The sequence below is a fragment of the Ruegeria arenilitoris genome (genome assembly GCF_013031355.1).
Lineage (GTDB): Bacteria > Pseudomonadota > Alphaproteobacteria > Rhodobacterales > Rhodobacteraceae > Ruegeria > Ruegeria arenilitoris_C.
Genome location: NZ_WPZO01000002.1, coordinates 227149 through 251592, shown reverse-complemented (window position 1 = coordinate 251592; position 24444 = coordinate 227149). Strand labels below are relative to the sequence as shown.

General features: G+C 59.5%; 29 protein-coding genes. 12 read left to right on the top strand and 17 right to left on the bottom strand.

Going from position 1 to position 24444, the window contains the following annotated elements:
* Positions 1 to 137 precede the first annotated feature (137 nt).
* Genes accB through aat form a run of 3 tightly spaced genes read left to right on the top strand, consistent with a single transcriptional unit; the run spans position 138 to position 2675 of the window.
* Positions 138 to 635 carry an acetyl-CoA carboxylase biotin carboxyl carrier protein gene (accB, locus tag GOX63_RS06865; protein WP_170326803.1) on the top strand — a complete coding sequence of 166 codons (498 nt, stop codon included), beginning with the start codon at positions 138 to 140 and terminating at the stop codon, positions 633 to 635.
* 9 nt (positions 636 to 644) lie between these two features.
* On the top strand, positions 645 to 1994 hold the full coding sequence (gene accC / locus GOX63_RS06860) for an acetyl-CoA carboxylase biotin carboxylase subunit (protein ID WP_170326804.1): 1350 nt from the start codon (positions 645 to 647) through the stop codon (positions 1992 to 1994).
* 48 nt (positions 1995 to 2042) lie between these two features.
* Positions 2043 to 2675 carry a leucyl/phenylalanyl-tRNA--protein transferase gene (aat, locus tag GOX63_RS06855; protein ID WP_170326805.1) on the top strand — a complete coding sequence of 211 codons (633 nt, stop codon included), beginning with the start codon at positions 2043 to 2045 and terminating at the stop codon, positions 2673 to 2675.
* Here aat and GOX63_RS06850 read toward each other — a convergent pair.
* The 6 genes from GOX63_RS06850 to GOX63_RS06825 form a co-directional block, all read right to left on the bottom strand.
* Complete coding sequence (locus GOX63_RS06850) at positions 2630 to 2998, bottom strand: DUF2155 domain-containing protein (protein ID WP_170545241.1); 369 nt, start codon at positions 2996 to 2998, stop codon at positions 2630 to 2632. The genes aat and GOX63_RS06850 overlap by 46 nt on opposite strands.
* A complete protein-coding gene (gene mlaD, locus GOX63_RS06845) occupies positions 2995 to 3447 on the bottom strand; it encodes an outer membrane lipid asymmetry maintenance protein MlaD (protein ID WP_170545238.1) in 453 nt (150 codons plus the stop codon). Before mlaD ends, GOX63_RS06850 begins: the two co-directional genes overlap by 4 nt.
* Positions 3448 to 3459: 12 nt before the next feature.
* On the bottom strand, positions 3460 to 3843 hold the full coding sequence (locus GOX63_RS06840) for an NADH:ubiquinone oxidoreductase subunit NDUFA12 (RefSeq protein WP_170326808.1): 384 nt from the start codon (positions 3841 to 3843) through the stop codon (positions 3460 to 3462).
* Between the two features lie 79 nt (positions 3844 to 3922).
* Entirely contained in the window at positions 3923 to 4285 is a 363-nt protein-coding gene (locus GOX63_RS06835) for a RidA family protein (RefSeq protein WP_170326809.1), read from the bottom strand.
* A gap of 62 nt (positions 4286 to 4347) precedes the next feature.
* Positions 4348 to 5613, bottom strand: coding sequence for an ATP-dependent Clp protease ATP-binding subunit ClpX (clpX, locus tag GOX63_RS06830; RefSeq protein ID WP_170326810.1), 1266 nt, complete (start codon positions 5611 to 5613; stop codon positions 4348 to 4350).
* Positions 5614 to 5744: 131 nt separating this feature from the next.
* The gene (locus GOX63_RS06825; RefSeq protein WP_170326811.1) at positions 5745 to 6377 is read right to left on the bottom strand and encodes an ATP-dependent Clp protease proteolytic subunit; all 633 of its coding nucleotides are present in this window, start codon (positions 6375 to 6377) and stop codon (positions 5745 to 5747) included.
* Positions 6378 to 6685: 308 nt separating this feature from the next.
* Here GOX63_RS06825 and GOX63_RS06820 point away from each other — a divergent pair, with 308 nt between their 5' ends.
* Together GOX63_RS06820 and GOX63_RS06815 are read left to right on the top strand one after the other, a co-directional pair.
* Complete coding sequence (locus GOX63_RS06820) at positions 6686 to 7027, top strand: ArsR/SmtB family transcription factor (protein WP_170326812.1); 342 nt, start codon at positions 6686 to 6688, stop codon at positions 7025 to 7027.
* A 133-nt stretch (positions 7028 to 7160) separates the two neighbouring features.
* Positions 7161 to 7298 (top strand): entericidin A/B family lipoprotein, encoded by a 138-nt coding sequence (locus GOX63_RS06815; RefSeq protein WP_170326813.1) that lies wholly within the window; start codon positions 7161 to 7163, stop codon positions 7296 to 7298.
* A gap of 1109 nt (positions 7299 to 8407) precedes the next feature.
* On the opposite strand, the gene GOX63_RS06810 is transcribed toward GOX63_RS06815, so the two are convergent.
* From GOX63_RS06810 to GOX63_RS06795, 4 genes are all read right to left on the bottom strand, one after another.
* Positions 8408 to 8854, bottom strand: coding sequence for a hypothetical protein (locus GOX63_RS06810; protein ID WP_170545235.1), 447 nt, complete (start codon positions 8852 to 8854; stop codon positions 8408 to 8410).
* A 171-nt stretch (positions 8855 to 9025) separates the two neighbouring features.
* A complete protein-coding gene (locus tag GOX63_RS06805; RefSeq protein ID WP_170326815.1) occupies positions 9026 to 9511 on the bottom strand; it encodes a hypothetical protein in 486 nt (161 codons plus the stop codon).
* 115 nt (positions 9512 to 9626) lie between these two features.
* Positions 9627 to 9806: a CTP synthetase gene (locus GOX63_RS06800; protein WP_170326816.1), complete on the bottom strand. Its 180-nt coding sequence runs from the start codon at positions 9804 to 9806 to the stop codon at positions 9627 to 9629.
* Between the two features lie 415 nt (positions 9807 to 10221).
* Complete coding sequence (locus GOX63_RS06795; protein ID WP_170545232.1) at positions 10222 to 10464, bottom strand: hypothetical protein; 243 nt, start codon at positions 10462 to 10464, stop codon at positions 10222 to 10224.
* Between the two features lie 341 nt (positions 10465 to 10805).
* Here GOX63_RS06795 and GOX63_RS06790 point away from each other — a divergent pair, with 341 nt between their 5' ends.
* Entirely contained in the window at positions 10806 to 11426 is a 621-nt protein-coding gene (locus tag GOX63_RS06790; protein WP_170545230.1) for a hypothetical protein, read from the top strand.
* A gap of 102 nt (positions 11427 to 11528) precedes the next feature.
* Here the strand turns inward: GOX63_RS06790 and lepA are convergent, their stop codons facing one another.
* Positions 11529 to 13328 (bottom strand): translation elongation factor 4, encoded by a 1800-nt coding sequence (lepA, locus tag GOX63_RS06785; RefSeq protein ID WP_170545227.1) that lies wholly within the window; start codon positions 13326 to 13328, stop codon positions 11529 to 11531.
* A gap of 162 nt (positions 13329 to 13490) precedes the next feature.
* Between lepA and GOX63_RS06780 the strand changes: the two genes are divergently transcribed.
* From GOX63_RS06780 to GOX63_RS06770, 3 genes are all read left to right on the top strand, one after another.
* Entirely contained in the window at positions 13491 to 14597 is a 1107-nt protein-coding gene (locus GOX63_RS06780) for a Hint domain-containing protein (RefSeq protein ID WP_170545224.1), read from the top strand.
* Entirely contained in the window at positions 14594 to 14905 is a 312-nt protein-coding gene (locus GOX63_RS06775; protein WP_170545221.1) for a hypothetical protein, read from the top strand. Before GOX63_RS06780 ends, GOX63_RS06775 begins: the two co-directional genes overlap by 4 nt.
* Before the next feature lie 66 nt (positions 14906 to 14971).
* On the top strand, positions 14972 to 15913 hold the full coding sequence (locus GOX63_RS06770; protein ID WP_170326822.1) for a LysR family transcriptional regulator: 942 nt from the start codon (positions 14972 to 14974) through the stop codon (positions 15911 to 15913).
* Here GOX63_RS06770 and GOX63_RS06765 read toward each other — a convergent pair.
* Positions 15910 to 16353: a low molecular weight protein-tyrosine-phosphatase gene (locus GOX63_RS06765; RefSeq protein WP_170545515.1), complete on the bottom strand. Its 444-nt coding sequence runs from the start codon at positions 16351 to 16353 to the stop codon at positions 15910 to 15912. The two genes, GOX63_RS06770 and GOX63_RS06765, sit on opposite strands and share 4 nt — an antisense overlap.
* A gap of 28 nt (positions 16354 to 16381) precedes the next feature.
* Between GOX63_RS06765 and GOX63_RS06760 the strand changes: the two genes are divergently transcribed.
* Together GOX63_RS06760 and GOX63_RS06755 are read left to right on the top strand one after the other, a co-directional pair.
* On the top strand, positions 16382 to 17077 hold the full coding sequence (locus GOX63_RS06760; RefSeq protein ID WP_170545219.1) for an NAD-dependent deacylase: 696 nt from the start codon (positions 16382 to 16384) through the stop codon (positions 17075 to 17077).
* Positions 17078 to 17146: 69 nt separating this feature from the next.
* Complete coding sequence (locus GOX63_RS06755) at positions 17147 to 17755, top strand: HdeD family acid-resistance protein (protein WP_170326824.1); 609 nt, start codon at positions 17147 to 17149, stop codon at positions 17753 to 17755.
* Between the two features lie 88 nt (positions 17756 to 17843).
* On the opposite strand, the gene GOX63_RS06750 is transcribed toward GOX63_RS06755, so the two are convergent.
* The 5 genes from GOX63_RS06750 to meaB form a co-directional block, all read right to left on the bottom strand.
* Positions 17844 to 18317 (bottom strand): copper chaperone PCu(A)C, encoded by a 474-nt coding sequence (locus tag GOX63_RS06750; RefSeq protein WP_170326825.1) that lies wholly within the window; start codon positions 18315 to 18317, stop codon positions 17844 to 17846.
* A gap of 40 nt (positions 18318 to 18357) precedes the next feature.
* Complete coding sequence (locus GOX63_RS06745; protein ID WP_170326826.1) at positions 18358 to 18708, bottom strand: hypothetical protein; 351 nt, start codon at positions 18706 to 18708, stop codon at positions 18358 to 18360.
* Between the two features lie 405 nt (positions 18709 to 19113).
* Entirely contained in the window at positions 19114 to 19401 is a 288-nt protein-coding gene (gene rpmB, locus GOX63_RS06740) for a 50S ribosomal protein L28 (protein WP_170326827.1), read from the bottom strand.
* 119 nt (positions 19402 to 19520) lie between these two features.
* Positions 19521 to 20705, bottom strand: coding sequence for a Hint domain-containing protein (locus GOX63_RS06735; protein ID WP_170326828.1), 1185 nt, complete (start codon positions 20703 to 20705; stop codon positions 19521 to 19523).
* A gap of 112 nt (positions 20706 to 20817) precedes the next feature.
* Positions 20818 to 21795 (bottom strand): methylmalonyl Co-A mutase-associated GTPase MeaB, encoded by a 978-nt coding sequence (meaB, locus tag GOX63_RS06730; protein WP_170326829.1) that lies wholly within the window; start codon positions 21793 to 21795, stop codon positions 20818 to 20820.
* A gap of 129 nt (positions 21796 to 21924) precedes the next feature.
* Between meaB and hrpB the strand changes: the two genes are divergently transcribed.
* On the top strand, positions 21925 to 24378 hold the full coding sequence (hrpB, locus tag GOX63_RS06725) for an ATP-dependent helicase HrpB (protein ID WP_170326830.1): 2454 nt from the start codon (positions 21925 to 21927) through the stop codon (positions 24376 to 24378).
* Positions 24379 to 24444 lie beyond the last annotated feature (66 nt).

The window sequence follows — 24444 nt, the reverse complement described above, 5'->3', positions numbered from 1 at the left end:
GAAATCTTCTTTAAAACCCTTACATCACAGGCTCAGACTGCGCTTTTCATGACCGGGCGCATGGCTTATAACGCTGCGTAATCAGACCAAAGCCCGCGGAAAACAGACGGGCCAAAGGGGAACCGTCGAGGACACTCATGACAGACACCAAACACGAAGCGGATGTGGCATTCATCAAAGCATTGGCTGAACTGCTGCGCGAAAATGACCTGACCGAACTGCAGGTCAAACGCGAATATGGCGAGGAAGACAGCCTGAACGTGCGCGTCAGCCGTATGACCCAGGCTGTGGCTGCTCCGGTTCAGGTCGCCGTTCCGGCCGCAGCGCCCGCTGCACCGGCTGCCGCTCCGGCCCCTGCCGCAGCAGAGGCACCCGCCGCACAGGAAGATCCGGCCAGCCACCCCGGCGCCGTGACCTCGCCCATGGTCGGCACTGTCTACATGCAGCCCGAACCGGGCGCGCCCGCGTTCATCTCGGTCGGCGCATCGGTGTCCGAAGGCGACACACTGCTGATCGTCGAAGCGATGAAAACCATGAACCACATCCACGCGCCCAAGGCGGGCACCATCAAGCGTATTCTGGTCGGCGACGGCGACGCTGTGGAATTCGGCACCCCTCTGGTCATTGTTGAGTAAGGCAAGCCCATGTTCGACAAGATCCTGATTGCCAACCGAGGCGAGATCGCCCTGCGCGTCATCCGCGCCGCACGCGAGATGGGGATTAAGACGGTCGCCGTCCACTCCACCGCCGACAGCGATGCGATGCATGTGCGCATGGCGGACGAATCGGTGTGCATCGGCCCTCCGCCCAGCCCGCAAAGCTATCTGTCCGTGCCCGCGATCATCTCGGCCTGTGAGATCACCGGCGCGCAGGCGATCCACCCCGGCTATGGCTTCCTGTCCGAGAATGCCGAGTTCGTGCAGATCGTCGAAGATCACGGCATCACCTTCATCGGCCCCACCGCGGAACATATCCGCATCATGGGCGACAAGATCACCGCCAAGGAAACCATGAAGGCGCTGGGTGTGCCCTGCGTTCCCGGCTCGGACGGCGGTGTGCCCGATCTGGCCACTGCCAAGAAGATCGGTGAGGAATTCGGTTATCCCGTCATCATCAAGGCCACCGCCGGTGGCGGCGGTCGCGGCATGAAAGTCGCGCAAAACGCGGCTGAGATGGAAAGTGCCTTCATGACCGCGCGCGCCGAGGGCAAGGCCGCTTTTGGCAATGACGAGGTCTATATCGAGAAATACCTGACCACACCGCGCCATATCGAAATTCAGGTCTTTGGCGACGGTAAGGGCAAGGCGGTGCATCTGGGTGAGCGCGACTGCTCGCTGCAGCGCCGTCACCAGAAGGTCTTTGAAGAGGCTCCTGGCCCTGCGATCAGCCCTGAAGAACGCGCCAAGATCGGTAAGACCTGCGCCGACGCTGTGGCCAAGATCAACTATATCGGCGCGGGCACCATCGAGTTCCTATACGAAAACGGCGAGTTCTATTTCATCGAGATGAACACCCGCCTTCAGGTGGAACACCCGGTGACCGAGGGTATCTTTGGCGTCGATCTGGTGCGCGAGCAAATCCTTGTCGCCGCCGGTGAGGACATGTCGTTTGGTCAGGACGATCTGGAAATCAACGGCCACGCCATTGAGGTTCGGATCAACGCCGAGAAACTGCCCAACTTCTCGCCCTGCCCGGGCAAAATCTCGGCCTATCACGCGCCGGGTGGTCTGGGTGTGCGTATGGATTCAGCGCTGTATGACGGGTATTCGATCCCGCCCTATTACGACTCGCTGATCGCCAAGCTGATCGTACAGGGCCGTGACCGGGCCGAAGCACTGGCACGTCTGGAACGGGCCTTGGGTGAACTGATCGTGGACGGCATCGACACTACTGTGCCGCTGTTCCACGCGCTTCTGCAGGAGCCCGACATCCACAGCGGAAACTACAACATCCACTGGCTGGAGCGCTGGCTTGCGGAGCATATGGCCGATTAATACAACAGGGCCGAAGGGTGCCTGCCCTTCGGCCTTCGGGCATTCTGCATGAGCCTTTCCCCGGAACTCTTGTTACACGGCTATTCCATCGGCATTTTCCCGATGGCCGAACACCGTGACGCCGCAGAGCTGTTCTGGGTTGATCCCAAGTTTCGCGGCGTCTTTCCCCTCGACGGCTTCCATGTCTCGCGCAGTCTTTCGCGCAGTATCCGCAAATGCGGGTACTCGATAACGATCAACCGGGACTTTACTGGCGTTGTCGATGGTTGCGCAGATCGCGCGGACACCTGGATCAATGCCGAATTGCGAAACCTCTATCTACAAATTCACCGCACTGGCCACGCGCACTCGCTTGAGGTGTGGGAGGCCGACCATCTGGTTGGCGGCGTCTATGGTGTTGCACTAGGGGCCGCATTTTTTGGTGAGAGCATGTTTTCGCGCCGAACGGATGCGTCAAAGATCGCTCTGGCCTACCTGGTGGATCGCCTGCGGCAAACCGGGTTTCGGCTGTTCGACACGCAATTTCTAACCGCACATCTGGCGTCACTGGGGGCGATTGAAATTCCCCGCACGCAGTACCGACGGGAGTTGGAAGAGGCGATCAACGCGAGCGCAGATTTCACCGCGCCTTTGGTTCAATCAGCCGAAGGCGTCATACAGCGGATCACCCAGACGTCGTAACGCGCATGATCCAGCGCGTTCAGCGCCGGGGATGTGGCAATCATCCAGCCATCAAACAATTCGTCCGACTTACCTTTTTCCCAGATCGTAAGATAGGCAAAGGCATCACCGGTGGGGTTTTCGGCTGGATAACGGCAATCCCCAAGCGCAACGTCCAGACCAAAAATCGCCGTGGTCTCACCGTTCCGCATTTCCACATCGACGGTCTGGCCGTTGACTTTGTCGAGACCCCGCAGGATCGCCCCGGGACCTGACTGCGCCTTTTGCTGCGCCATTACACCCGTGGCGGCCAGCAGCGCTGCGATCAGGGCAAAACGCTTCATTCGCTGCCGTCCCCGGCCACGAATTTAACCAGCAGCGAGATCAGGCTAACCGCGCCTTGTGTGTCTTCAACCTGATCGCCGGGCTCAAAATAGAACGGCGAGCCACCCGGCATCACCTCGACGAAGTTACCGCCCAGAAGACCTTCGGACGAAATCACGATGGCACTGTCATCCGGCACCAGAATGCCGTCCGCAATCGAGAAGGTGGTGTCTGCGCGATAGGTGTCCGGGTTCAGGGTAACGCCCGTCACAGTCCCGATCTTGACCCCGGCCAGACGCACGTCCGTGCCCACACCAACACCTTCGAGCGAGCGAAACGACGCCTCCAGCTGATATCCCGCGCCGCCCTGCGACAGGCCGGTGGACTGGCTCGCATAAACGCCAAAAGCGACGGCACAGGCCAGTACAGCCCCACCGACAAGAACTTCGGTAACGTTATAGGTCGACATCGCTCGCCTCGTTTATTCCGGGCTCCAGGCCTCGTAATCCGTGCGCTCAACCGGGTTTTGCCGACGCAGCGACCCCGCAGGGGTATAGGCCAGAGCCGTCCCCGTTAGGTTTTCCTGATGCGGTTTTTCCCAGGATTTATGCTCCAGCGGCTTGTCGGTCGGCGGCTCGTCCCAGGTGCGGTGCAGCCAGCCGTGCCAATCGGGGTCGATCCGGCTGGCCTCGGCCTCACCGTTGAAAATCACCCAACGCTTGCTGTCGTCGGCATTGCGATAGAAGACATTGCCTTCGTTGTCTTCGCCGACTTTCTCACCTTTCCGCGCAGTATAGATCTGCGTGTTCAAGGTGGCTCCGTTCCACCAGGTTACGGCCCGCAATAGACTGTTCAGGATACCCATCGGCTGCCTCCGGCATTTCTGTTCCCGCAGATATGGACCAAAGGCTCGCCAAGGTCCAGTGCCACTAGGGCCGCACCTGCTATTCCGGCAAATATGCCGTGACTTCGATTTCGATCCGGTACTTCGGGTCGATCAAACCGCACTCGATCATGGACGTAGCCGGAGGGTTTTCGCCGAAGTATTCCCGCAGGATCGGCCAGCAGGGCTCGAACTCGGATCGGTCCGGCAGCATGTAGGTCACACGCACAACATCAGCAAAGCTCGCTCCGGCCTGGGTCAGCGCCTTGCTGATCGTTTCAAGGGCCGACCGACATTGCGCGGTCACATCATCGCCTTGACCGACCGTTCCGGCGACATGGACCCAGCCACCGGCAACCACCGCGCGGCAATACCCAATTTTGTCCTCGAATTCTCCACCTGACGAGATGCGTTTGATTGTCATAATGCCCCCACAAGAAAACGGCGCAGTCAGTGCCGCGCCGTGATTGGTAACTCGTTTTGAGCTTAACCGGCCGAGGCCGATTCCGCTGAATCCGCGTAGATGATCAAGGGCTGCTTGTCGGACGACACCGCCTCTTCGTTGACCACTACCTCGGTGACGTTCTTCATGCCGGGCAGTTCGAACATCGTGTCCAGCAGGATATCTTCGAGGATCGAGCGCAGGCCACGTGCGCCGGTCTTGCGTTCGATGGCCTTCTTGGCAATCGACTTCAGCGCATCATCGGTAAAGGCCAGTTCGGCATCTTCCAACTCGAACAGACGCTGGTATTGCTTAACCAGGGCGTTCTTGGGCTTGGTCAGGATCGTTACCAGAGCATCCTCGTCCAGATCTTCCAGCGTCGCCAGAACAGGCAGACGGCCGACGAATTCCGGGATCAGGCCGAACTTCAGCAGGTCTTCGGGCTCCAGATCCTTAAATATCTCGCCCACGCCGCGCTCGTCATTGTCGCGCACATCGGCGCCAAAGCCCATGGCCGAGCCTTTACCGCGCTGCGCGATGATCTTGTCCAGACCGGCAAACGCACCGCCACAGATGAACAGAATGTTCGTGGTGTCGACCTGCAGGAACTCCTGCTGCGGATGCTTGCGGCCACCTTGCGGCGGAACCGACGCCACGGTGCCTTCCATCAGCTTCAGCAATGCCTGCTGCACGCCCTCACCCGATACGTCACGGGTGATCGAGGGGTTCTCGGACTTACGGGTGATCTTGTCGACCTCGTCGATATAGACGATGCCGCGCTGCGCGCGTTCGACGTTGTATTCGCTGGCCTGCAGCAGTTTGAGAATGATGTTCTCGACATCTTCACCCACATAACCGGCCTCGGTCAGCGTGGTAGCATCAGCCATGGTGAACGGCACGTCCAGAATCCGCGCCAGCGTTTGCGCCAGCAGCGTTTTACCGCAGCCAGTCGGGCCGATCAGCAGGATGTTGGATTTCGCCAGCTCAATATCGCTGCCCGCTTTCTGGGCATGGTTCAGGCGCTTGTAATGGTTGTGCACGGCTACCGACAGAACCCGTTTAGCCGTAGCCTGGCCGATGACGTAATCGTCCAGAACCTCGCAAATGTCCTTGGGCGTCGGCACTCCGTCCGAGGATTTCAGGCCACTGGCCTTGGTTTCCTCGCGGATGATGTCCATGCACAGTTCGACACATTCATCGCAGATGAACACGGTCGGGCCTGCGATCAGCTTGCGTACCTCATGCTGGCTTTTGCCGCAGAAGCTGCAGTAGAGCGTGTTCTTGCCGTCACCGCCTGAATTCGTCGCCATGTTCTACCTTTCGGGCTTCGTCCCTGCGGTCCCCCTCGGACCGCTTGCCGCCTGTTGGTGCAGCTTAGGCCAGCACCGAGACGGCTACAATCTCAAAATGTGCCCCGCGCAAGCCGCGCGGGGACTTGATCTTAGGCCTCGTCGCCGTCCAATTTGGCGCGGTTTTCGACGATTTCGTCGATGTGACCCCAATCTTTCGCCTCTTCCGGGCTCATGAAATTGTCACGATCCAACGCCTTTTCAACCGCCTTTTTGGTCTGGCCGGTATGACGTACGTAGATGTCATACAAGCGATCTTTCAGTTTCTGCGTCTCGGCCGCGTGAATCATGATGTCACTGGCCTGACCCTGATAGCCACCGCTGGGCTGGTGCACCATGATGCGGCTGTTGGGCAGCGAAAACCGCATTCCCTTCTCGCCACCGGCCAGCAGAACCGACCCCATCGAGGCCGCCTGACCGATCACCAATGTCGAACATTTCGGCTTGATATACTGCATTGTGTCGTAAATCGATAAACCGCTGGTCACAACACCGCCAGGCGAATTGATGTAGATCGAGATCTCTTTGCTGGGGTTCTCCGCCTCAAGATGCAGCAGCTGGGCGACGACCAGATGGCTCATCCCATCATGGATCGGGCCGTTGATGAAAATGATCCGCTCTTTCAGAAGGCGTGAGAAAATATCGTAGGCGCGCTCGCCCCGGCTGGTCTGTTCGACCACCATCGGGACGAGCGTATTCATATAGGTATCAACTGGATCGAACATTCTGAACCTGCCTGCTTTGCTATGGATCGGGACATTACCCGAAGAAACGTTACCTGAGTCTTAGTGTCGCCACCGGGGGGCTGCAAGGGGGGCCGGAGACTTCGGGCCGCGCGGTCGGAATTTGAGTGTTGAACCTGCTCTTTCGCAACCGGCTCCGAGAGCGTTCTTCGTATATTGCAGCCCTTACATCACATCATTTTGATTCATGCATATGGAAATACATGTTCAAAATAAGTACCCAAGACATTCGAGTCCGCGAACCCCACTCACCACCTCCACCTGGTTCGCGCGTAAACAAGGAAAACACGATGGCCCTACCCCAGCTTTCGCAAGACATGCACCCCGAAACATTCGACAAAATGGTTGAAAACGCGACGCGCGCGTCGAATTTCCTGAAAGCCATCAGCCACGAAGGCCGCCTTATGATCCTGTGCCATCTTGTGTCCGGCGAAAAATCCGTGACCGAGTTGGAGGAGCTGCTGTCCGCCCGTCAGGCGGCCGTGTCCCAGCAGTTGTCGCGTTTGCGCCTTGAGGGGCTGGTAACGCCCCGCCGCGAGGGCAAGGCGATCTACTATCGTCTTGCCGATGACCGCCCGCGCCGCATGATCGAACTGGTCTACGACATGTTTTGCGGCGAAGAAAAAGGCTGATCACACCACGTTGTGGCGTTCCGATCACCATGGTTACCCCATCTGCCTTCAAGGGTTGAACAGGCCTCAAAGCACTGGTTCCATTCAGGGAAAGCTGTTACGCAACACAAGACAGACACGAATGGAGACACTGATGATCCGTGCAATTCTGATTGGGCTTGCCCTCTTCACCCTCACCGCCTGCGAAACCGCCAAAGGCGCGGGCAAAGACATCGAGAAAGCGGGTGACGCGATTCAGAGCGCGGCCACGGACGTTCAGGAGAACCTCTGACCTCCAAATCTTAGCAGCCCGCGCAACGCACACCCTGCGTTTAGTTGCTGATTCAGCCGATCCAGCATAGGATTCGGGGGACAGGTGCATAGACGCGGTATTGCATTTCTGACAGGGCAGCGGGGTTCTTGTGAACGCACAAGACCCCGCTGTTTTGTCGAACAAGGGTAAAGTGGCAGCCTGTTTCAAGCCGAAAGACGGCAAAAGGAAAAGGCGTCAGGTGCGCAGACGCGGTCTATGCACGTATCCTTGCGGACACTCCTGACGCCTTGCCGGGTCGACACGTCCGGGGGACGTCCCGAGCCAGTTGCCCTAGCCCCAGAAAGGGCCACGGCCGCCGTGCCGAGCCAAAAAGCACTTCACAGCACGCGTAGGCCTTCTGAGAGGCTGGTCCTCTGATCCGGGTACGAAACCCCGATCACACGACCATCCACCGGTAAGTCTCTGCACAACAAGTCAGATCCTAAAACCTGCCCTTGCCACGCTGACCCCCTGGCCTTTGCGCCCCACCCAGGTTCCTGAGAACCGTTGTGGTAGGATGATCGTTGCACCGGCGCCCTTGTCCTACAAGAAAATAGCACTGCAGCATGAAAATTAGACGGGGATAACGTGTTGATATCCTCTGGGAAAGTTTTGGGGATAACTCCGGAAGTCGCGCAGCTCTGCCGGTTTGAGGCAGGAAAACTCCGAACCGCGTTAAAACACCCATTCAGGCCGAATTTCTGCAACTGCGAAAGGATTGAGCAAGCATTTGTGCGTGAAATCAGGGCACCCTGCCCCCGAATTCCGATTCTGCGATTCGTCTCACGCCTCGAACGGTCGAGAGACATGGAAACGGAACCAAGGCCGGACGCGCCCTCCCCCGCCTGAGACGCCGCGCTGAAGGTTCACGAGGTCCAAACCACCCCGCGCCAGGCTACGCCGCAACCCGGCACGTTCCGATTCGAACCCTGTCGCAGGTGGCGCAATGGCCGTCCGACCCGCCTCCTCCCGTCGGAGACATTGGTTCCGTTTCCTGAGAAGCACTCTGGCCCGACCGGGATTACCAATTACGCGCTGCGACGAACAGCAGCCAGTACCCCCTACAGACCGATCGGGCCAGAGACGCTTCAGTTCACCTGACGTTCCAGAACGGTGCTGTAGGTCGTTCCGTTACGCAGGCTACGGAAATCCGCAAAGATCTTTCCGTCTTCGTACCGGGCATCGATCAACGCGTTCGCGCCGATGACCAACGGTGAGGTTTCTACAATCCCGATGCTGCCAGATCCATCGAGGCTGATGGTGCCGGTGGCCTCGTTCTCATTCCAATCAGTGTCGCCATCGCGCCGCCACTTGCTGGGACCCCAGAAGACGTTTTCTTCCTGAATCTGGATGTCCAGCATCCACTCGGCCTGGTTGAACCGGGGTTCATCCACGCGATGGGTATGGGATGGCGAAACGGTCGTATACGACCCCAGCCATGTGCCGCGCAGGTCCGGCGCGTCGGCCAGAGCGGCCGTTCCAAGGGTGAGGGTCGCGGCCAGAGCGGCTGCTCCGGCAGTCATGTATCTGGTCATTGGCTCTCTCCTCCAAAGCTGTGGCCGTCCTTGGCCTGCTGAACAGATTGGAAGCGAGAGAGTTGGTTGCAACTTACCTAAGGGAAACTTCATCTGTGGTTCATTGAACCCTCAGACGTTTTCGGCGGACGGGGGTATATCCCCCGCCCTAAACCATTGCGAAGTATAAATTTATTCCACCGTGATACTGCCGGTGATCGTGTTTACGAATTTCTTGGTATCGGGGTCGGTCAGAGACGAAAAGCTCCCGCCCCCCGTTGCGCTGGCCCAATTGCCTGAGCCGCCCGAAACCGTCCAGTCACCGGTCAAAGCGCCATCCGCACCGATCCCGGTGGCCGTCCAGGTCATCACCGCTTTTTCGCCCGAGGCGGTGTCGAACACGCAATTCCCAGTACCCGAGACCCCGGCCCCATTGACCAGCACCGCGCCGAAACAGGTACCCGACGCCCCTTCCAGAGGGTGCCCGGCGGCAACCTCGAAACTATCATAATCGGTTTGCGATTTGATCACCGCGTGACCGTCCGAGATACCATAGACCTGGTTCACATTCGTCCCCGTGCCCTTGCCGGTGGCGTCAAAAGTCTCGGCTATGGCCGGGCCTGCGAACAGGCCCAGGGTCAAGGCTGTAGTTGCGGTCGCTTTCAAGAACTTGTGCATAATAACCTCTCATTTCTGAGGGTCTGGCGTTGCAAGCATGTAAAGAAAAAACCGCCTGAACGCGGTCCCCCGCGCGGAGGATAACACATTCCGTTCTTTGCGTCTAAACCGGGTCTCAGCCTTCCAGCTTGCGGGCCACCAGAAACGAGGCCGGGAATGCCGCGACAAAGCCGACAACCGCCGCGATCAGCAGGGTCGTCCACGCGGCGTGCCCCATGACCAGAACCGCAATCACAGCGCACCCGGCAAGGGTGGAGCCAAGGAAGATATGAATGATCAGCGTCAGGGGCGACATAGGGGCCTCGTTTTTCCAGTCTGTTTTGGCGGAGATTAGAATCGAGGCCGAAACTGGTCCTTGATCTGGGTCAGACTGCGCGACATCGCGACCTTCGCCATTTGCTCACTTCTTCCGTTTCCACTTAAAGTAGTAGAGGTAAGACGTTCCCACGATCACGACCGCGCAGATTGTATCGGAGACGAACCATGGTTCGAATTTAGTCCACCGGTAGACCAGCATGCCCGCCACCAGCAGGCACAAAACTGAGAACTCGATCTTGGGGTTGGACTTGCGCATGGTCGTACAATCTCAATCGCTTTCACTTTAAATGCAACCATCTAACGTTTGATAAGTAGAACTGAAGGTCACGACCGGCCCGAGGGCTGGCGCAAACGCACAGCCCGTTCACCAATCCGGATCCGGCAATATAGTGTCAGTTCAAGCCAAGCAGTTCTTTAGCCTGGGCGAGAGTTGCAACCGACGCGTCATGATCACCTGCATCGTGCAGCGCCGCACCTTCGTCGCGCCATGTTTCTACCTGTGTGATCTGTTCTTCAGACAGGTCAGGACCCGCAGCCAGAGCGGCATCGATGGCGGCAATGTCGGTGGGGCATTGCCCGGCAAAGGCGGGCGCGGCGAACAGGCAGAAGGCAGCGGTCAGAGACAGATGTTTCATTGATTCATCCTCCCGTGTTTTGGGGTGTGATGAGAATATCATGAAACGGGTCAGGCCCGGAGGTCGTCAGCATCCGATACGGCGGACCGGCGAAGGATGGCTGATAGCGGGGCAGTTTCGCTTTCGAAGGCGTGGAGCCCTGGGAGCAATTGCGCCTCCTCATGGGGGCGGGTCGGCGCGGCCCGGCGGTACTGCCGGACAGTTTAACTAGGTATGCATAAACTTCACTTCACTCGCAAACGTGTTTTCTGACCACGCTTAGCGAAAACTCTTGATCATGGTTGCGCAAGCTGCCAGCAAATGAATACCGTTAAGACTATGGCTTCGTTGAGGAGTACTCTTTGCGCTATCTTTTTTTGCCTCATAAGGCTATCGCTTTGGCCTTGGTTGTTTTCTCGTCCACCTTATCACCTGCGATCTCTGAAGGCTCAGACGGTGCAACGGTTTTTGACGTTAATCTAAAACTGGCTCTTCTGCCTGAAGATCAAAAGATTGAAGTGATTATTCGGGATCAAGCAACTGACGGCTGCTGGACAAATTCGAGCGGAGCAAAAACAGCCATAGAAAAGAACTTGATAGTCTCAGGTTACAAGAACATTGCCACAGCTGGCGATACAAGCTGGTTTCAAATTGAAATTAGCGCTCTAGGCTTCGAAACTGGTGGGGGCAATTGCGCCATCTATACGGGCTTCCGTGTAATTAGCGGAGAAGCTGACCGCTTTTCTATGAACGACCATGAACTACTAGCTCTAAATTGGAGGGAGCAGTTTTCTAGCGGGACTCTTCTAACTGGATCGAAGAGCGAAATGACAAGAAGAATAAACGAAACTCTGTACCAAATGTCTGATGAGTTTATTGTCGCAGTGAACGCTGCAAGAAATGAACTGCGAAAACAAATCTCCGAATCCAGTGTGATGGAGAGTCAAAAAAGCAGCCTACTTTCAGCTTTTTCCCTAAACTAGACCTCTACGCAAACCCAAGTCCGCGCTTACTCCGTTTCCGTTTCCAAGACCCCAACCGATCACCTTGTTTGCATCGTAACAAGGGCGACTAATCAGGGCGTTTTAACTGTCCATCTTCAACGCTGAAATAAACGCCTCCTGCGGGATATCGACCTTCCCGAACTGGCGCATCTTCTTCTTACCGGCCTTCTGCTTCTCCAGCAGTTTGCGTTTCCGCGTGGCGTCGCCGCCGTAACATTTCGCGGTCACGTCCTTGCGCAGGGCCGAGAGGGTCTCGCGCGCGATGACCTTGCCGCCGATGGCGGCCTGGATCGGGATTTTGAACATGTGGCGCGGGATCAGGTCCTTGAGCTTTTCGCACATCGCCCGGCCCCGCATCTCGGCCCGGTCGCGGTGAACCATGGTCGACAGCGCATCCACCGGCTCGTCATTCACAAGGATCGACATCTTGACCAACGCGTCCTCGCGGTAGCCGGTCATCTGATAGTCGAACGAGGCATAGCCCTTGGTCACCGATTTCAGGCGGTCGTAGAAGTCAAAGACGACCTCGTTCAGCGGCAAGTCATAGACGACCATGGCGCGGCTGCCCGCATAGGTCAGGTCCATCTGGATGCCGCGGCGGTCCTGACAGAGTTTCAGCACGTCGCCAAGGTATTCGTCGGGCACCAGAATGGTCGCCTTGATGCGCGGTTCCTCAAGGTGGTCGACCTTGGACAGGTCCGGCATGTCGGCGGGGTTGTGCAACTCGATCATCTCGCCGTCTTTCATGTAGACGTTGTAGATCACCGAGGGTGCGGTGGTGATGAGCTCGATATCATATTCGCGTTCGATACGGTCGCGGATGACCTCAAGGTGCAGCAGGCCCAGGAAGCCGCAGCGGAAGCCAAAGCCCAGCGCGGCCGAGGTTTCCATTTCGTACGAGAACGAGGCATCGTTCAGGGCCAGTTTTTCAATCGCGTCGCGCAGGTCCTCGAATTCGGCGGAGTCCACGGGGAAGAGGCCACAGAACACCACCGGCTGCGCGGGTTTGAAGCCCGGCAGGGCGACCTCGGTGCCGTTGCGGTCATTGGTGATGGTGTCACCAACGCGGGTGTCGCGGACCTGTTTTATGGACGCCGTCAAGAAGCCGATCTCACCGGGACCAAGCGAGTCGACCATCTCCATCTCAGGGCGGAAGACGCCGACGCGGTCGACATGGTGCAGGGTGCCGTTCGACATGAACTTGACCCGCATGCCCTTTTTCAGCGTGCCGTCCATGATGCGGACCAGAACGATGACTCCGAGATAAGCGTCGTACCAAGAGTCCACCAACATCGCCTTGAGCGGCGCGTCCAGATTGCCCTGCGGTGCGGGCAGTTGTTTCACGATAGCCTCGAGCGTCTCGTGGATGCCCTGCCCCGTCTTGGCCGAGACCTGAATGGCGTCGGTCGCGTCGATGCCGATCACATCCTCGATCTGTTCAGCCACGCGGTCACAATCGGACGCAGGCAGGTCGATCTTGTTCAGCACCGGCACGATCTCATGATCGGCGTCGATGGCCTGATATACGTTCGCCAGCGTCTGCGCCTCGACCCCTTGGGTCGAGTCCACAACCAACAGCGACCCCTCGACAGCACGCATGGACCGCGAGACTTCATAGGCAAAGTCCACGTGGCCGGGGGTGTCGATCAGGTTCAGCACGTATTTCTCGCCGTCATCGGCGGTATAGTCGATGCGGACCGTGTTGGCCTTGATGGTGATGCCGCGTTCCCGCTCGATATCCATGCTGTCGAGCAGCTGTTCCTTCATGTCGCGATCCTTGACCGTTCCGGTCTCCTGGATGAGCCGGTCAGCAAGGGTGGATTTGCCATGGTCGATATGGGCGACGATGGAGAAATTGCGGATATGAGCGAGGTCTGTCATGGATCGGGATATGTCCGTAGATTGGCCCCTCGTCAAGCCGGGAAGCGCCCTGACAGGACACTCAGAGCGCGTTATTGACCAGCCTCGTTTACTGTAAATTGAGGTCTGCCGGTGAATTTGCTAGCAACCGATCAAAACACCGGTGAGAGAGCAGTGTACTAGATGGCTGATTATTCAATATTTGTTATGGGTGAAAGCCAGCTGTCAATCTCGTTGGCGCAGGGGCTGGACGGCCTCAATCAGGGCGACGGCAGCCATCTGATCGGCCAGACCATAACGATCGACACCCGCTCGGCCACCGAAGTGTTCATTCGCGATGGTGGAAACGATGCCAATTTCGCCGACAATGACACCAATCAGCGCCTGGATGGCGATCAAACGATTGACGGTACGCTGTTCACCGACGGCACACGGGTCGAGGCCGAATACGGCATAACGCTGACGGACGGGGTAAACACCTATCAGGCCGTCGCCTTCAACGTGAACAACTCATCCCCGTCCTATGCCACGGTCGAAGGAATTGCCTTCATTGGCGGCCCGGGAGAGTTCCCCCCGGCCGGGGTGGAACTGCAGGTTGTTAGCACGCAGGAAGGACCTAACTTTGCAGTCGTCGATTACGTCACGCCTATCTGTTATCGCCGAGGGACATTTATACGCACCGATCGCGGGGACACCCCTATCGAGGCGATGAAACCAGGCGACGTGGTTTGGACGCAGGACGATGGGTTTGCCCCTGTCCGCTGGACAGGTTCACGGGATGTGATCGCAATCGGGCGGTTCCGGATGGTCGAAATTCCGACAGGTGTGCTGACGAACTTTGCACCCCTAAGTGTATCGCAACAGCACAGGCTTCTGGTCACCCATCCCCTTGCCGAACTGCATTTTGGCGTGCCCGAGGTTTTTGTACCGGCCATCAGCCTCGTGGACACCGGGCTCGCCGCGCTATCGGATGAGAAAACGGCCTGCTATCATCACCTTCTGCTGGATCGGCACGCGGTGATCAAAGCCAATGGCGCGGCTTCTGAAAGCCTTCTTGCGGTACCATCGAACGCGTCTGATGACCCCGACGCCCTGTTCTTTCCTGACCTCGCAGCGCAAGTTCGCAACGTTATGCAAACCGCAAGATTGGCCCTGAAGCGGCGGGATGCCACGTTTTTGATACAGAAAATCTTGTCCATTGATCCAGTGAGGCGTTTGATTCATACTCCTGCCCAGACCGAGAGGGGCGACAGATCTCTCCGGGTAGGCAAAAACGAGGCTCGAGCATGAAACAGCTCCTCTTAATCGCACTCTGTGCCATGTCGATCTCGGCGATGGCACCTCAGGCCGCCGAGGCGGCGCAGATCAAGCGGGCATGTCTGGCGTCTGACCGCACAGCCGCGACGCGAGACCGGTGCAGTTGCATCCAGCGAGTGGCCAATCAGGCGCTGACCCGCAGCGATCAGAAGACGGTCGCCAAGTGGTTCAAAGACCCCCATCAGGCGCAAGAGTTGAAGATGTCCAAAACCGCACGCGATGATGCGCTGTGGGATCGGTATCGGAACTTCGGCCAAATGGCGCAGGCGATCTGCAGCTAAACTTATCTCAATCCTTGACCTGATCCGCACTGCGCCCCAGAAAAGGCGCAGCGAAAGGTATATCTGATGGTTATGAAAGGGCTGACCCTGCGCGGGCTCGAAGTATTCGAGGCCTTGGCGCGGACGGGATCGGTGGCGCAGGCCGCCGAGATCACGGGGCTCAGCCAGCCCTCGGTATCGCAGCAATTGCGCAACCTGGAAAACGCCTTAGGGACCGAGTTGGTCGATCACGGGCGCCGCCCCATGCGGCTGACGCAGGCGGGGCGCAGCTTTCTGGCTCGGACCGAGGCTGTGCTGGCCGAACTCCAGATGGCACAAAGCGAGCTGACCGTGATGGATCTGGGCCATCTGACCACCTTGTCCATTGGACTGATCGACGATTTCGACAACGACCTGACCCCGCGTCTGGCGACTCTGCTGGCCGACAGCCTGACCCGCTCGAACTTCAAGCTGCTCACCCTGCCCAGCCTGGATTTGTTCGAAGAGCTAGAGGCCCAGCGCCTGCATCTGATGGTTTCGGCCCATTCCGGCGAAGTGCTGGAGGGCGTGGTTGAATACCCCCTGGTGCAGGATCCATTCATTCTGGTGACGCCCAAAGGGGTTGAGAACGCCGTTCAGGAACTGCCCTTTCTGCGCTATGCCCGCGATCAATTGATCAGCCGCCAGATCGAGGCACATCTGGCCCGACAGCGGCTGGAATACGAAGAGCGGTTCGAGATCGGTTCCCATCTGGCGCTGATGGCGATGGTCGCGCGTGGCCTTGGCTGGGCGATTACCACGCCGCTGGGCTATATGCGGGCGACCCGTTTTCACGACGCGCTTGAGGCGCACCCCGCCCCGTTCGGAGATTTTGCGCGCACGATATCCCTGTTTACCCGCACCGACTGGTCCGATCAGGTTCCGCAAGAAGTTGCCGGCATGATGCGCCGCCTGATGCGCAACCAGATTGTCGACCCGGCGCTGGCGCAACTGCCATGGCTAACCGACCGCCTGAAGGTGATGGGCTAGGCCCGCAGATGCGCCTCGAGCCCTGCCACGGCGGCCTCGATCAGGTCCAGCGCCCCGTCAAAATCCCGCGTATAGTAGGGATCGGGCACGTGATCGGCTCCCGTCCGGGGGGCGAAATCGGTCAGCAGGCACACCGGGGTCTCATTCCCAGCAGGCCGCAGGCTTTCGATGTTCCTGATGTTCTCGGCGTCCATACCGATGATCAGGTCGAACCGATCAAAATCCTCAGCCACGAATTGCCGCGCCCGCAGGTCGCTCAGGTCGATACCCCGCGCCCGCGCCGCCGCCTGCATCGGCCCATAGGGCGGCTCACCGATATGCCAGCCCGAGGTCCCGGCGCTGTCGGTCATGTGGTGGGGTGCACGAGCGCGAAACTCGCCCTCGGCAGCAGGGGAACGGCAGATATTGCCCAGACAGACAAAGAGGATACGGTGGATCATGGGCCAAGGTGTAGCGCGCGAGGCAAAGATGGAAAAGATCGTCATTTTGACAGGGGCCGGAATTTCCGCCGAAAGCGGCTTGGGAACCTTCCGCGACGAAGACGGCTTGTGGGCACAACATCGGATCGAGGATGTCGCCACACCCGAGGGCTTTGCTCGCGATCCGGCTCTGGTCCATGCGTTCTATAACGCCCGCCGGGTTCAGGCCGCTGAGGCTCAGCCCAACGCGGCGCACAAGGCGCTGGCCCGCCTGCAACAGGATTTCCAAGGGGATGTGGTAATCGTCACCCAGAACGTCGATGGCCTGCACGAGGCCGGTGGCGCCCAAAACGTAATTCACATGCACGGCACGCTGGCCGGGGCGTTGTGTGCGGCTTGTGATCACCGGTGGCACTCTCCACCCGAGATGGTGGTGGGCGAGCCCTGCCCAGCCTGCAATGCCCCCACTGCGCGGCCGGATGTGGTCTGGTTTGGCGAGATGCCCTACCACATGGACGCAATCTATGACCATCTGGCCGATGCAACCCTGTTCGCGGCAATCGGCACCTCGGGGCAGGTCTACCCCGCTGCTGCCTTTGTGCACGAGGCCCGCACGTCCGGTGCGCATACGGTCGAGTTGAACCTCGCCCCGTCGAATGGCGCGTCCAGTTTTGACGACGTCATCCTCGGCCCCGCCTCAGAGACAGTCCCGCTCTGGGTAGAGGGAATTTTAGAGAGTATCTGACTGAAATCCTCGCAGACAGCAGCAGATTTTCCTGTTTATAGTAAAGCCCTAACACGCCGGGAGAGCATTATGACAGACCCCCAGTTTCCACGCGAAGAAATCCTTGATGACGGCACCCTGGACGGCCGCGACGCGCTGGGGGATCAGTTGGCAGGCCTGTGGTGGACCTTCCTGCTGCGTGGGATTCTGGCCGGGGCGCTGGGCATCGCAGCCCTGTTCTGGCCGACGGGCAGCATCTCTCTGCTGTTGCGACTTCTCGGCCTTTTGCTGGTGTTCGACGGCGCACTGACCTTGCTGGGCTTTGGTCGGCGGGGACTGATTGGAGGCGTGGGTATCGGCGCGCTGCTGATCGGACTGGTGCTGTTGATCTGGCCCGAAGGCGTGGCCCGGCTGACCTTCTTCCTTCTGGGCGCATGGGCGCTGATCATGGGGGTCGGCTCTCTGATGGCTTGGCGGCAGATGTCGGATCAACATCCAGATGCCGCTTCGGTCCGCAACTCGGGGATCGTGGCATTGGTGATCGGGCTGGTGCTGATCTTCTGGCCCGGCAGCGGCATGGTGGCCCTGGGATGGGCCATCGCGTTCGGAGCTCTGACCTTTTCGGCAGTGATGTTCTGGCTGACTGCGCGCTTCAAACGCGCCCATGACCGTGTCGCGATGCGGGTGGTCAATCGCTGATCCGTTCGGCACAACGCAAACAGGCCGGGCAAGGCCCGACCTGACGCATGGATGAGGGCCGCAGAGCGGCCCGAAGACAGGCGTTCGCTTAGTTCGAATGCGAACCGTGACCGCCTTTGTCCTGACGTTCCAGATCGACGGGAATCTCGATTTCAACCTCGCCCGCCTTTTCAAAGATCAGGGTCACGGGAACCGTCGCGCCATGCTCGAACGGAGCGGTCAGGCCCATGAACATCACATGGTCACCGCCGCGTTTCAGCATGTGCATCTCGCCTGCCGGAATGACAAAGCCTTCCTCGACATGCACCATCTTGGCCACGCCATTGTCATCAACCTTATGGGTATGCAACTCGACCCGTGCAGCCGCATCCGATTTCACGCCGATCAGCCGGTCATCGGTTTCGCCAGCGTTTTGGATCATCATGAAAGCCGCACCGGCCTTGGCCGACTTGCCCGACGACCGGGCATAAGCATCATTGACGGAAATTGCATCCTGCGCCCAGGCAGAAGTGGCCAGAAGTGCGGTGGCCAAAGTGGCCAGGAGTTTGGATTTGAGGGACATCGTGCCTCTCCTTGTTCAAGTGTCTGATAAGAGTAAATCTTCAGATCAGAACTGGAGGCGCACGGGCCGGTCTGTAGGGAACCGGAAGGGCAATCAGACTGTCCGCCTTGCGCAAGGGTGCCGGCCGACCGGTTTTCGGGACCACAGGCAGTTCGGGTCCCGAAACCGCAATCGCGCCCAACAGGGTCAGAGCGTAATCCGGGCAGAAATGCGGGGGCTTCGCCGGTTGGCCTTCGGCGTCCATATAGACCACCACAGGACCCGAGCCGGTGCACAGCACCATCTGCCCCACCGCTGTGTCCAGCCCGCGCGACGCAGCCACCCCCTGCCCAGTCAATATGACGAGCAGCGAAAGTGCCAAAGGCAGGAATCTGTTCAGAACGGTCTTCATCCTGCGCCGGATATAAGCCCGTCGCAAAGCGGGCTTCAAGCGCAATCGGAGACGCCCGAAGCCCGCAAGGTTGGGTTTGGTGTCAGCCGTCCACGCCGGGACGTTTGACAGACCCTTTGGTCAGGCTCGTATGCAACCTGTTCACCTGTCGTTGCATCCGAAAGCATGTCCCAAACGATTTGCCAACAAAGGCAGCCAACAGGGAGAGGTATTCAGATAGTTTGAAAGACATGAGATAGAACTCCGCCAGATGAATATGACTAAACATAAAACAGGCAGAGCTAAGTGTATGTGAACAATGTCACCAACAGGGGAATTTTAGCTCCAATTTGAGAACGCCCCACGAAAGAAAAGACCCTGCACCTTGCGGTACAGGGTCGAATTTCTTCGCAGTGAAAAAAGGGCTTAGGCCGAGGCTTGTGCCTTGGCGATTTCCTTTTTCACTTTCAGCGCGTTTGCCGACAGCTCTTCGTCCTTGGCTTTGGCCAGGAACGCATCCAGGCCACCGCGATGGTCAACCGAACGCAGAGCAGCAGCCGAGATGCGCAGCTTGACGCCACGGCCCAGAGCTTCGGACTGCAGGGTAACGTCGTTCAGGTTCGGCAGAAAACGACGACGAGTTCTGTTTTTGGCGTGGCTGACATTGTTGCCAGTCATCGGGCCTTTTCCGGTCAGTTCGCAACGGCGCGACATGGTTTCTTCCTTTGTTTCTGGAGGCCGGGCATAACGCCCTCGGCCAAATCACAAGGGGCGCAACCCGAAGTCGCGCCCGAAAACTGGTTGGATGCGTGTAGTGGGAATCGCAGGAAGGGTCAAGACGGATCAAGCGAATTCTTTAAACCGACATCGCTGACTGGATAGGTTTCTGCCCGCAAAAGCGGTTTGTTGTTTTTTCGGTGCCGTTCCAGCAGGCGCGCCTGCTGCCGTCCGCGCGGGATAAAGCGCGCAGGCTTTGGCGTCAGTCGCATTTCGATCAACTCAGGGAAAATTTCAAAAATCTCGCGCCTTGCATCCGCGCCAAGCGATTTCAGGGCCTCAGAACCGGTGAACAGGCTTTCGGTCGGGGCATCTTCGGCAAAGATCACCTGATGGCGATCAAACAACAGGTGAAAATACTCTACCCCCGCCACGGTTTCATCGACAAAAATCCCCGGCAGGACGGTCAGCTTGATAGCAGGGATCAACACCTCGGATGTGCCGAACATGCGTTCCGCGATTTTCGACTGTACCAGCATCCTGTGTTGGCGCGAGACCAGCAGGTCCCGCCGGGGCAGGCCATTGCCCAGTGCTCCGGCCAGAATGCGAACCGGCCAAAGGCGCGGATTGTTCAGCAATGCGGCCCGGTCAAACCCGCGGCGACCAATCCAGTGGATGCTTTGCAGCCCGTGCTCCATGGTGGGGATCATATCCCCGGTCTGCAGCTCTTGAATCGGGCGCTTTCCTGTCTGAGTCAGAATAGATGTGTCACGGGTAAAGCATGGAACCCCCGAGCCGTTTTCGAACGCCGAATACGTAACCACGATGCCGGACGGCAGGGTAAACGTACCGCTGGATAATGAATAGCCGACGCCATCCTCGACCGTGATAGTGCCAAAAACACTGTCATTGATCACGGTCCCGACGGGCAGGTTCAGCGTGTCGGTTCCGTTGCCGCCGCGAATATCGTCGGTAACGGACGTACTGCTGAAATTCAGGGTGTCGTCGCCGCCGCCCAACCGAATGGACCCGACGGTCGAGCCCGTAATATCAACGGTGTCAGCATCCGACCCCGATGCAACGCGGCCGCCGACGGTGCTGTTGGTAACGGTTATGGTGTCACTTCCGGCATTGCCGATCACGTTGTCGGCGATGACACTGTTGGTGACATTTATGTCGTCATCACCGCCTCGGCCCCGGATATTTTCAATAGGAGACCCTTCCGGATTCCCGTTCAGGGTCCCGTTGTTGTTTGTGACGTCGATATCGTCGTCGCTATTTGTCCCAACAATTCTGGGCATTCGGGCCGGTCCAATATTTCAGGAGGCCAGATTAACACGTTTCCGCGCCACCGTCAGTCCGTTAGCCCGGTTTCAGTCCGAGTGTCCGCCGCGTAACAAACAGCCAGAGCGTCTAACGGGGAATCAGTGACGACAACATGGATTCCGCAGCCGCCGAGGGACTCAGCCCACCTGCCCGCACCTGTGCGCCCAACTGCTCCATATCCGCCCGCGCCTGAGCGGTGGACAATTGCGCCAAAAGGGCCGCGCGCACCTCTTGCTCGAACCAGTATTGCGCCTGCGCCGCCCGGTTCGCGTCCCAGTGGCCGCTGTCCCGGCGCGACTGGGTGAGGGACTGCATCTCGGTCCACGCACCCTCCAGCCCATGTTCTTCGACCGCCGAGACCGTCATGGCCTTGGGGAACCCTTCCGGATCCTGAGGGCGTTTGCGCAACAGGCGCAGGGCACCGGCGTAATCGGCACAGGTACGGGTGGCGGTGGCCTTCAGGTCTCCGTCCGCCTTGTTGACCAGAATCATGTCGGCCATTTCCATGATGCCGCGTTTGACACCCTGCAACTCGTCACCGCCCGCAGGGGCCAGCAGCAACAGGAACAGGTCGGACATCTCAGACACTACGGTTTCCGACTGACCCACGCCCACAGTTTCGATTAGGACCACATCGAAAGCCGCCGCTTCGCACAAAGCAATCGCCTCGCGCGTGCGACGCGCGACACCGCCCAGATGCGATTGGCTGGGCGATGGGCGGATAAAGGCGTTTCTCTCGCGGCTCAGGCGCTCCATCCGGGTTTTGTCACCCAGAATCGAGCCACCCGACCGGGCCGAGCTGGGATCGACCGCCAGCACTGCCACGCGCAGCCCCTGCCCGATCAGCATCATACCGAAGCTCTCGATAAAGGTGGACTTGCCCACCCCGGGCGTTCCCGACAGACCGATGCGCAGGGATTGCCGCTCGGACTTGGCGACATGGGCCAGCAGTTCGGTCGCCTGCGCCCGGTGATCGTCGCGGCCGCTTTCGACCAGCGTGATCGCCCGGGCCAGCGCGCGGCGCTCGCCATTCAATATCCTGTCGCCCAGCTCAGCGGTGTTCATGCGCGTCCCCTACCCGATTTTCGCCTTGATGGCGTAGCAGAACGGGGTTTGTCCAGTGCCAAGCGCCATGAGAATTGCCGCAGCCTGCCGGAACTGGACCTTGCGGAAAGGTTGGCGGATAAAGCCCGTATGACACGCTTGCCCATCGACGACGCCATCCCCGACCTGCTTGCCGCCCTTAAGGCTTCGGGCCGTGCCGTGTTGCAGGCGCCTCCGGGTGCGGGCAAGACGACACGGGTGCCGCTGGCGATGCTCGAAGCGGGCGTGTGTGATGGCAAGATCGTGATGCTGGAACCGCGCAGGCTGGCCGCACGCGCCGCGGCTGAACGGATGGCGGAAACTTTGGGGCAGCGCGCGGGTGAGACGGTCGGCTACCGGGTTCGTGGTGACGCCAAGGTTTCGAAATCCACGCGGATCGAGGTAGTTACCGAGGGCATCCTGACCCGGATGCTGCAATCTGACCCTGACCTGCCCGGCGTAGGTGCGGTAATCTTCGACGAATTCCACGAACGCTCTCTGAACGCCGATCTGGGCCTGGCGTTGTGCCTTGAGGTCACCGGCGCGCTGCGGGACGATCTTATCCTGCTGGCGATGTCCGCAACGCTGGATGCTGAACCCGTGGGCCGGCTGATGGAGGCTCCCCTCGTCACCTCCGAGGGGCGCAGCTATCCGGTCGAAACCCGCTGGCTGGACCGGCCCTTGGGGGTGCAGGCTCGGCGACTGGATGCTCTGGTCGATCTGGTGGCCCAGGCCGAGCGGGACACGCGTAAAACCGGCGGCGGCGTGTTGGTGTTCCTGCCCGGCGAGGGTGAAATCCGGCGGGCCGAGGGTGCCCTGTCCGGGCGATTGCCCGGCGATTGCGTGATACGTCCCCTGTTCGGGGCGATGCCCTTTGCTGCCCAGCGCGAGGCGATTACACCGGTTAAAGAGGGGCGCAAAGTTGTGCTGGCCACATCGATCGCCGAGACCTCGCTGACCATCCCCGACATCCGCGTGGTGGTCGATATGGGGCAAGCACGGCGGTCGCGGTTCGATCCGGGATCGGGCATGTCGCGGCTGGTGACCGAGCGCGTGACCCGGGCCGAGGCCACCCAGCGCGCAGGCCGCGCCGGGCGTGTGGCCGATGGGGTCTGCTATCGATTGTGGTCCAAGGGCGAAGAAGGTGCTCTGGCCGCTTATCCCCCGGCCGAGATCGAAGCTGCCGACCTGACCGGACTGGCCCTGGAGCTGGCGCTGTGGGGCGCAGAACCGAACGATCTGGCCTTCCTGACACCACCGCCCGAAGGCACCATGGCCGAGGCGAAGGCCCTGCTGACAATGCTGGGCGCGCTGGATGCCAAAGGGCGGATCACCGAACACGGGCGCGCGCTGGCCGCGCTGCCTCTGCACCCGCGTTTGGGGCACATGCTGGTGCGTGCCGGGCCAAACGCCGCGCCCTTGGCCGCACTGATGGCGGAGCGCGATCCGCTCAGAGGGGCTCCGGCGGACATGCTGCTGCGGCTGGAAGCGTTGCGCGACATGCGCGCGTTTCAGCGCAATCGGGTCTGGCAGGTGAATGCGAGTGCCGTAGATCGGATCAAGGCTGAGGCTAAGCGGCTGCGCAAACAGGGCAACTCCGCCGATCTAAGCCCTGCTTCGATGGCCGCGCTGACCTATCCCGACCGGATCGGGCAACGCCGCAAGGGCGATGTGCCGCGCTATGTTTTGTCCGGTGGTAAAGGGGTTGTGCTGGACCCCGACGACACACTTGCCGCCGCGCCCTATCTGGTGGTCACGGATACCGACGGCAATCCGCGCGAGGCGCGCGTGCGCATGGCAGCCCAGATATCGGAACGCGAGATTCGCGACCTGTTTGCGGATCAGATAGACTGGGTCGACAGTTGCGAATGGTCAAAACGCGATCGCCGGGTGGTGGCGCGCCAGCAAGAGAGGTTCGGCGCAATCACACTGAGCGACCGCATCTGGAAGAATGTCCCGGACGACGCGGTGGCGCAGGCCATGCTGGACGGCGTACGCGATTTGGGCCTGCGGCTGGAGGGCGCCGCAGCACGGCTTGCCGCCCGCGTGGAACTGGTGCGGGCCGAAGGCGTGGATTTGCCCGATTTCACCATCGAGGGGCTGACCCAAACCCTTGAAGACTGGCTGCTGCCGATGCTCTCAGGCGTGCGCAATGCCGAGGAGTGGAAGCGGTTCGACCTGTTGCCCGCCCTACGTGCCCGGCTGGACTGGAACCAGACACAAGAGCTTGACCGTCGCGCGCCCGGGTCGTTTGAGACACCGTTGGGCCGCAAGGTACCGATTGATTACGGCGGCGCGATTCCTGAAATTTCGGTGCGCCTGCAGGAGCTGTTCGGGGTCACGCGGCACCCTGTCGTTGGGGGCGAGGCGCTGAAAATCACCCTGCTGTCCCCGGCACAACGCCCAATCCAGATCACGCGCGATCTGCCGGGCTTCTGGGCGGGGTCTTACGCGGACGTTCGCAAGGATATGCGCGCACAATACCCCAAACACCCCTGGCCCGAAGACCCAACCCAGGCGGACCCCACCCTGCGCGCCAAACGGCGGGGACAGAACCGCGATTGACCTTATGTTTAGATTATAGAGGTTTAGTCTGGTTCGCTTACTGGCACGAGAAGCTCTTGAATTTCC

What these genes read in the sequence shown, in the direction of transcription:
- accB (WP_170326803.1), top strand. Translation starts at nt 138, where the DNA reads ATGACAGACACCAAACACGAAGCGGATGTGGCATTCATCAAAGCATTG.
- accC (WP_170326804.1), top strand. Translation starts at nt 645, where the DNA reads ATGTTCGACAAGATCCTGATTGCCAACCGAGGCGAGATCGCCCTGCGC.
- aat (WP_170326805.1), top strand. Translation starts at nt 2,043, where the DNA reads ATGAGCCTTTCCCCGGAACTCTTGTTACACGGCTATTCCATCGGCATT.
- GOX63_RS06850 (WP_170545241.1), bottom strand. Translation starts at nt 2,998, where the DNA reads ATGAAGCGTTTTGCCCTGATCGCAGCGCTGCTGGCCGCCACGGGTGTA.
- mlaD (WP_170545238.1), bottom strand. Translation starts at nt 3,447, where the DNA reads ATGTCGACCTATAACGTTACCGAAGTTCTTGTCGGTGGGGCTGTACTG.
- GOX63_RS06840 (WP_170326808.1), bottom strand. Translation starts at nt 3,843, where the DNA reads ATGGGTATCCTGAACAGTCTATTGCGGGCCGTAACCTGGTGGAACGGA.
- GOX63_RS06835 (WP_170326809.1), bottom strand. Translation starts at nt 4,285, where the DNA reads ATGACAATCAAACGCATCTCGTCAGGTGGAGAATTCGAGGACAAAATT.
- clpX (WP_170326810.1), bottom strand. Translation starts at nt 5,613, where the DNA reads ATGGCGACGAATTCAGGCGGTGACGGCAAGAACACGCTCTACTGCAGC.
- GOX63_RS06825 (WP_170326811.1), bottom strand. Translation starts at nt 6,377, where the DNA reads ATGTTCGATCCAGTTGATACCTATATGAATACGCTCGTCCCGATGGTG.
- GOX63_RS06820 (WP_170326812.1), top strand. Translation starts at nt 6,686, where the DNA reads ATGGCCCTACCCCAGCTTTCGCAAGACATGCACCCCGAAACATTCGAC.
- GOX63_RS06815 (WP_170326813.1), top strand. Translation starts at nt 7,161, where the DNA reads ATGATCCGTGCAATTCTGATTGGGCTTGCCCTCTTCACCCTCACCGCC.
- GOX63_RS06810 (WP_170545235.1), bottom strand. Translation starts at nt 8,854, where the DNA reads ATGACCAGATACATGACTGCCGGAGCAGCCGCTCTGGCCGCGACCCTC.
- GOX63_RS06805 (WP_170326815.1), bottom strand. Translation starts at nt 9,511, where the DNA reads ATGCACAAGTTCTTGAAAGCGACCGCAACTACAGCCTTGACCCTGGGC.
- GOX63_RS06800 (WP_170326816.1), bottom strand. Translation starts at nt 9,806, where the DNA reads ATGTCGCCCCTGACGCTGATCATTCATATCTTCCTTGGCTCCACCCTT.
- GOX63_RS06795 (WP_170545232.1), bottom strand. Translation starts at nt 10,464, where the DNA reads ATGAAACATCTGTCTCTGACCGCTGCCTTCTGCCTGTTCGCCGCGCCC.
- lepA (WP_170545227.1), bottom strand. Translation starts at nt 13,328, where the DNA reads ATGACAGACCTCGCTCATATCCGCAATTTCTCCATCGTCGCCCATATC.
- GOX63_RS06780 (WP_170545224.1), top strand. Translation starts at nt 13,491, where the DNA reads ATGGCTGATTATTCAATATTTGTTATGGGTGAAAGCCAGCTGTCAATC.
- GOX63_RS06775 (WP_170545221.1), top strand. Translation starts at nt 14,594, where the DNA reads ATGAAACAGCTCCTCTTAATCGCACTCTGTGCCATGTCGATCTCGGCG.
- GOX63_RS06770 (WP_170326822.1), top strand. Translation starts at nt 14,972, where the DNA reads ATGGTTATGAAAGGGCTGACCCTGCGCGGGCTCGAAGTATTCGAGGCC.
- GOX63_RS06765 (WP_170545515.1), bottom strand. Translation starts at nt 16,353, where the DNA reads ATGATCCACCGTATCCTCTTTGTCTGTCTGGGCAATATCTGCCGTTCC.
- GOX63_RS06760 (WP_170545219.1), top strand. Translation starts at nt 16,382, where the DNA reads ATGGAAAAGATCGTCATTTTGACAGGGGCCGGAATTTCCGCCGAAAGC.
- GOX63_RS06755 (WP_170326824.1), top strand. Translation starts at nt 17,147, where the DNA reads ATGACAGACCCCCAGTTTCCACGCGAAGAAATCCTTGATGACGGCACC.
- GOX63_RS06750 (WP_170326825.1), bottom strand. Translation starts at nt 18,317, where the DNA reads ATGTCCCTCAAATCCAAACTCCTGGCCACTTTGGCCACCGCACTTCTG.
- GOX63_RS06745 (WP_170326826.1), bottom strand. Translation starts at nt 18,708, where the DNA reads ATGAAGACCGTTCTGAACAGATTCCTGCCTTTGGCACTTTCGCTGCTC.
- rpmB (WP_170326827.1), bottom strand. Translation starts at nt 19,401, where the DNA reads ATGTCGCGCCGTTGCGAACTGACCGGAAAAGGCCCGATGACTGGCAAC.
- GOX63_RS06735 (WP_170326828.1), bottom strand. Translation starts at nt 20,705, where the DNA reads ATGCCCAGAATTGTTGGGACAAATAGCGACGACGATATCGACGTCACA.
- meaB (WP_170326829.1), bottom strand. Translation starts at nt 21,795, where the DNA reads ATGAACACCGCTGAGCTGGGCGACAGGATATTGAATGGCGAGCGCCGC.
- hrpB (WP_170326830.1), top strand. Translation starts at nt 21,925, where the DNA reads ATGACACGCTTGCCCATCGACGACGCCATCCCCGACCTGCTTGCCGCC.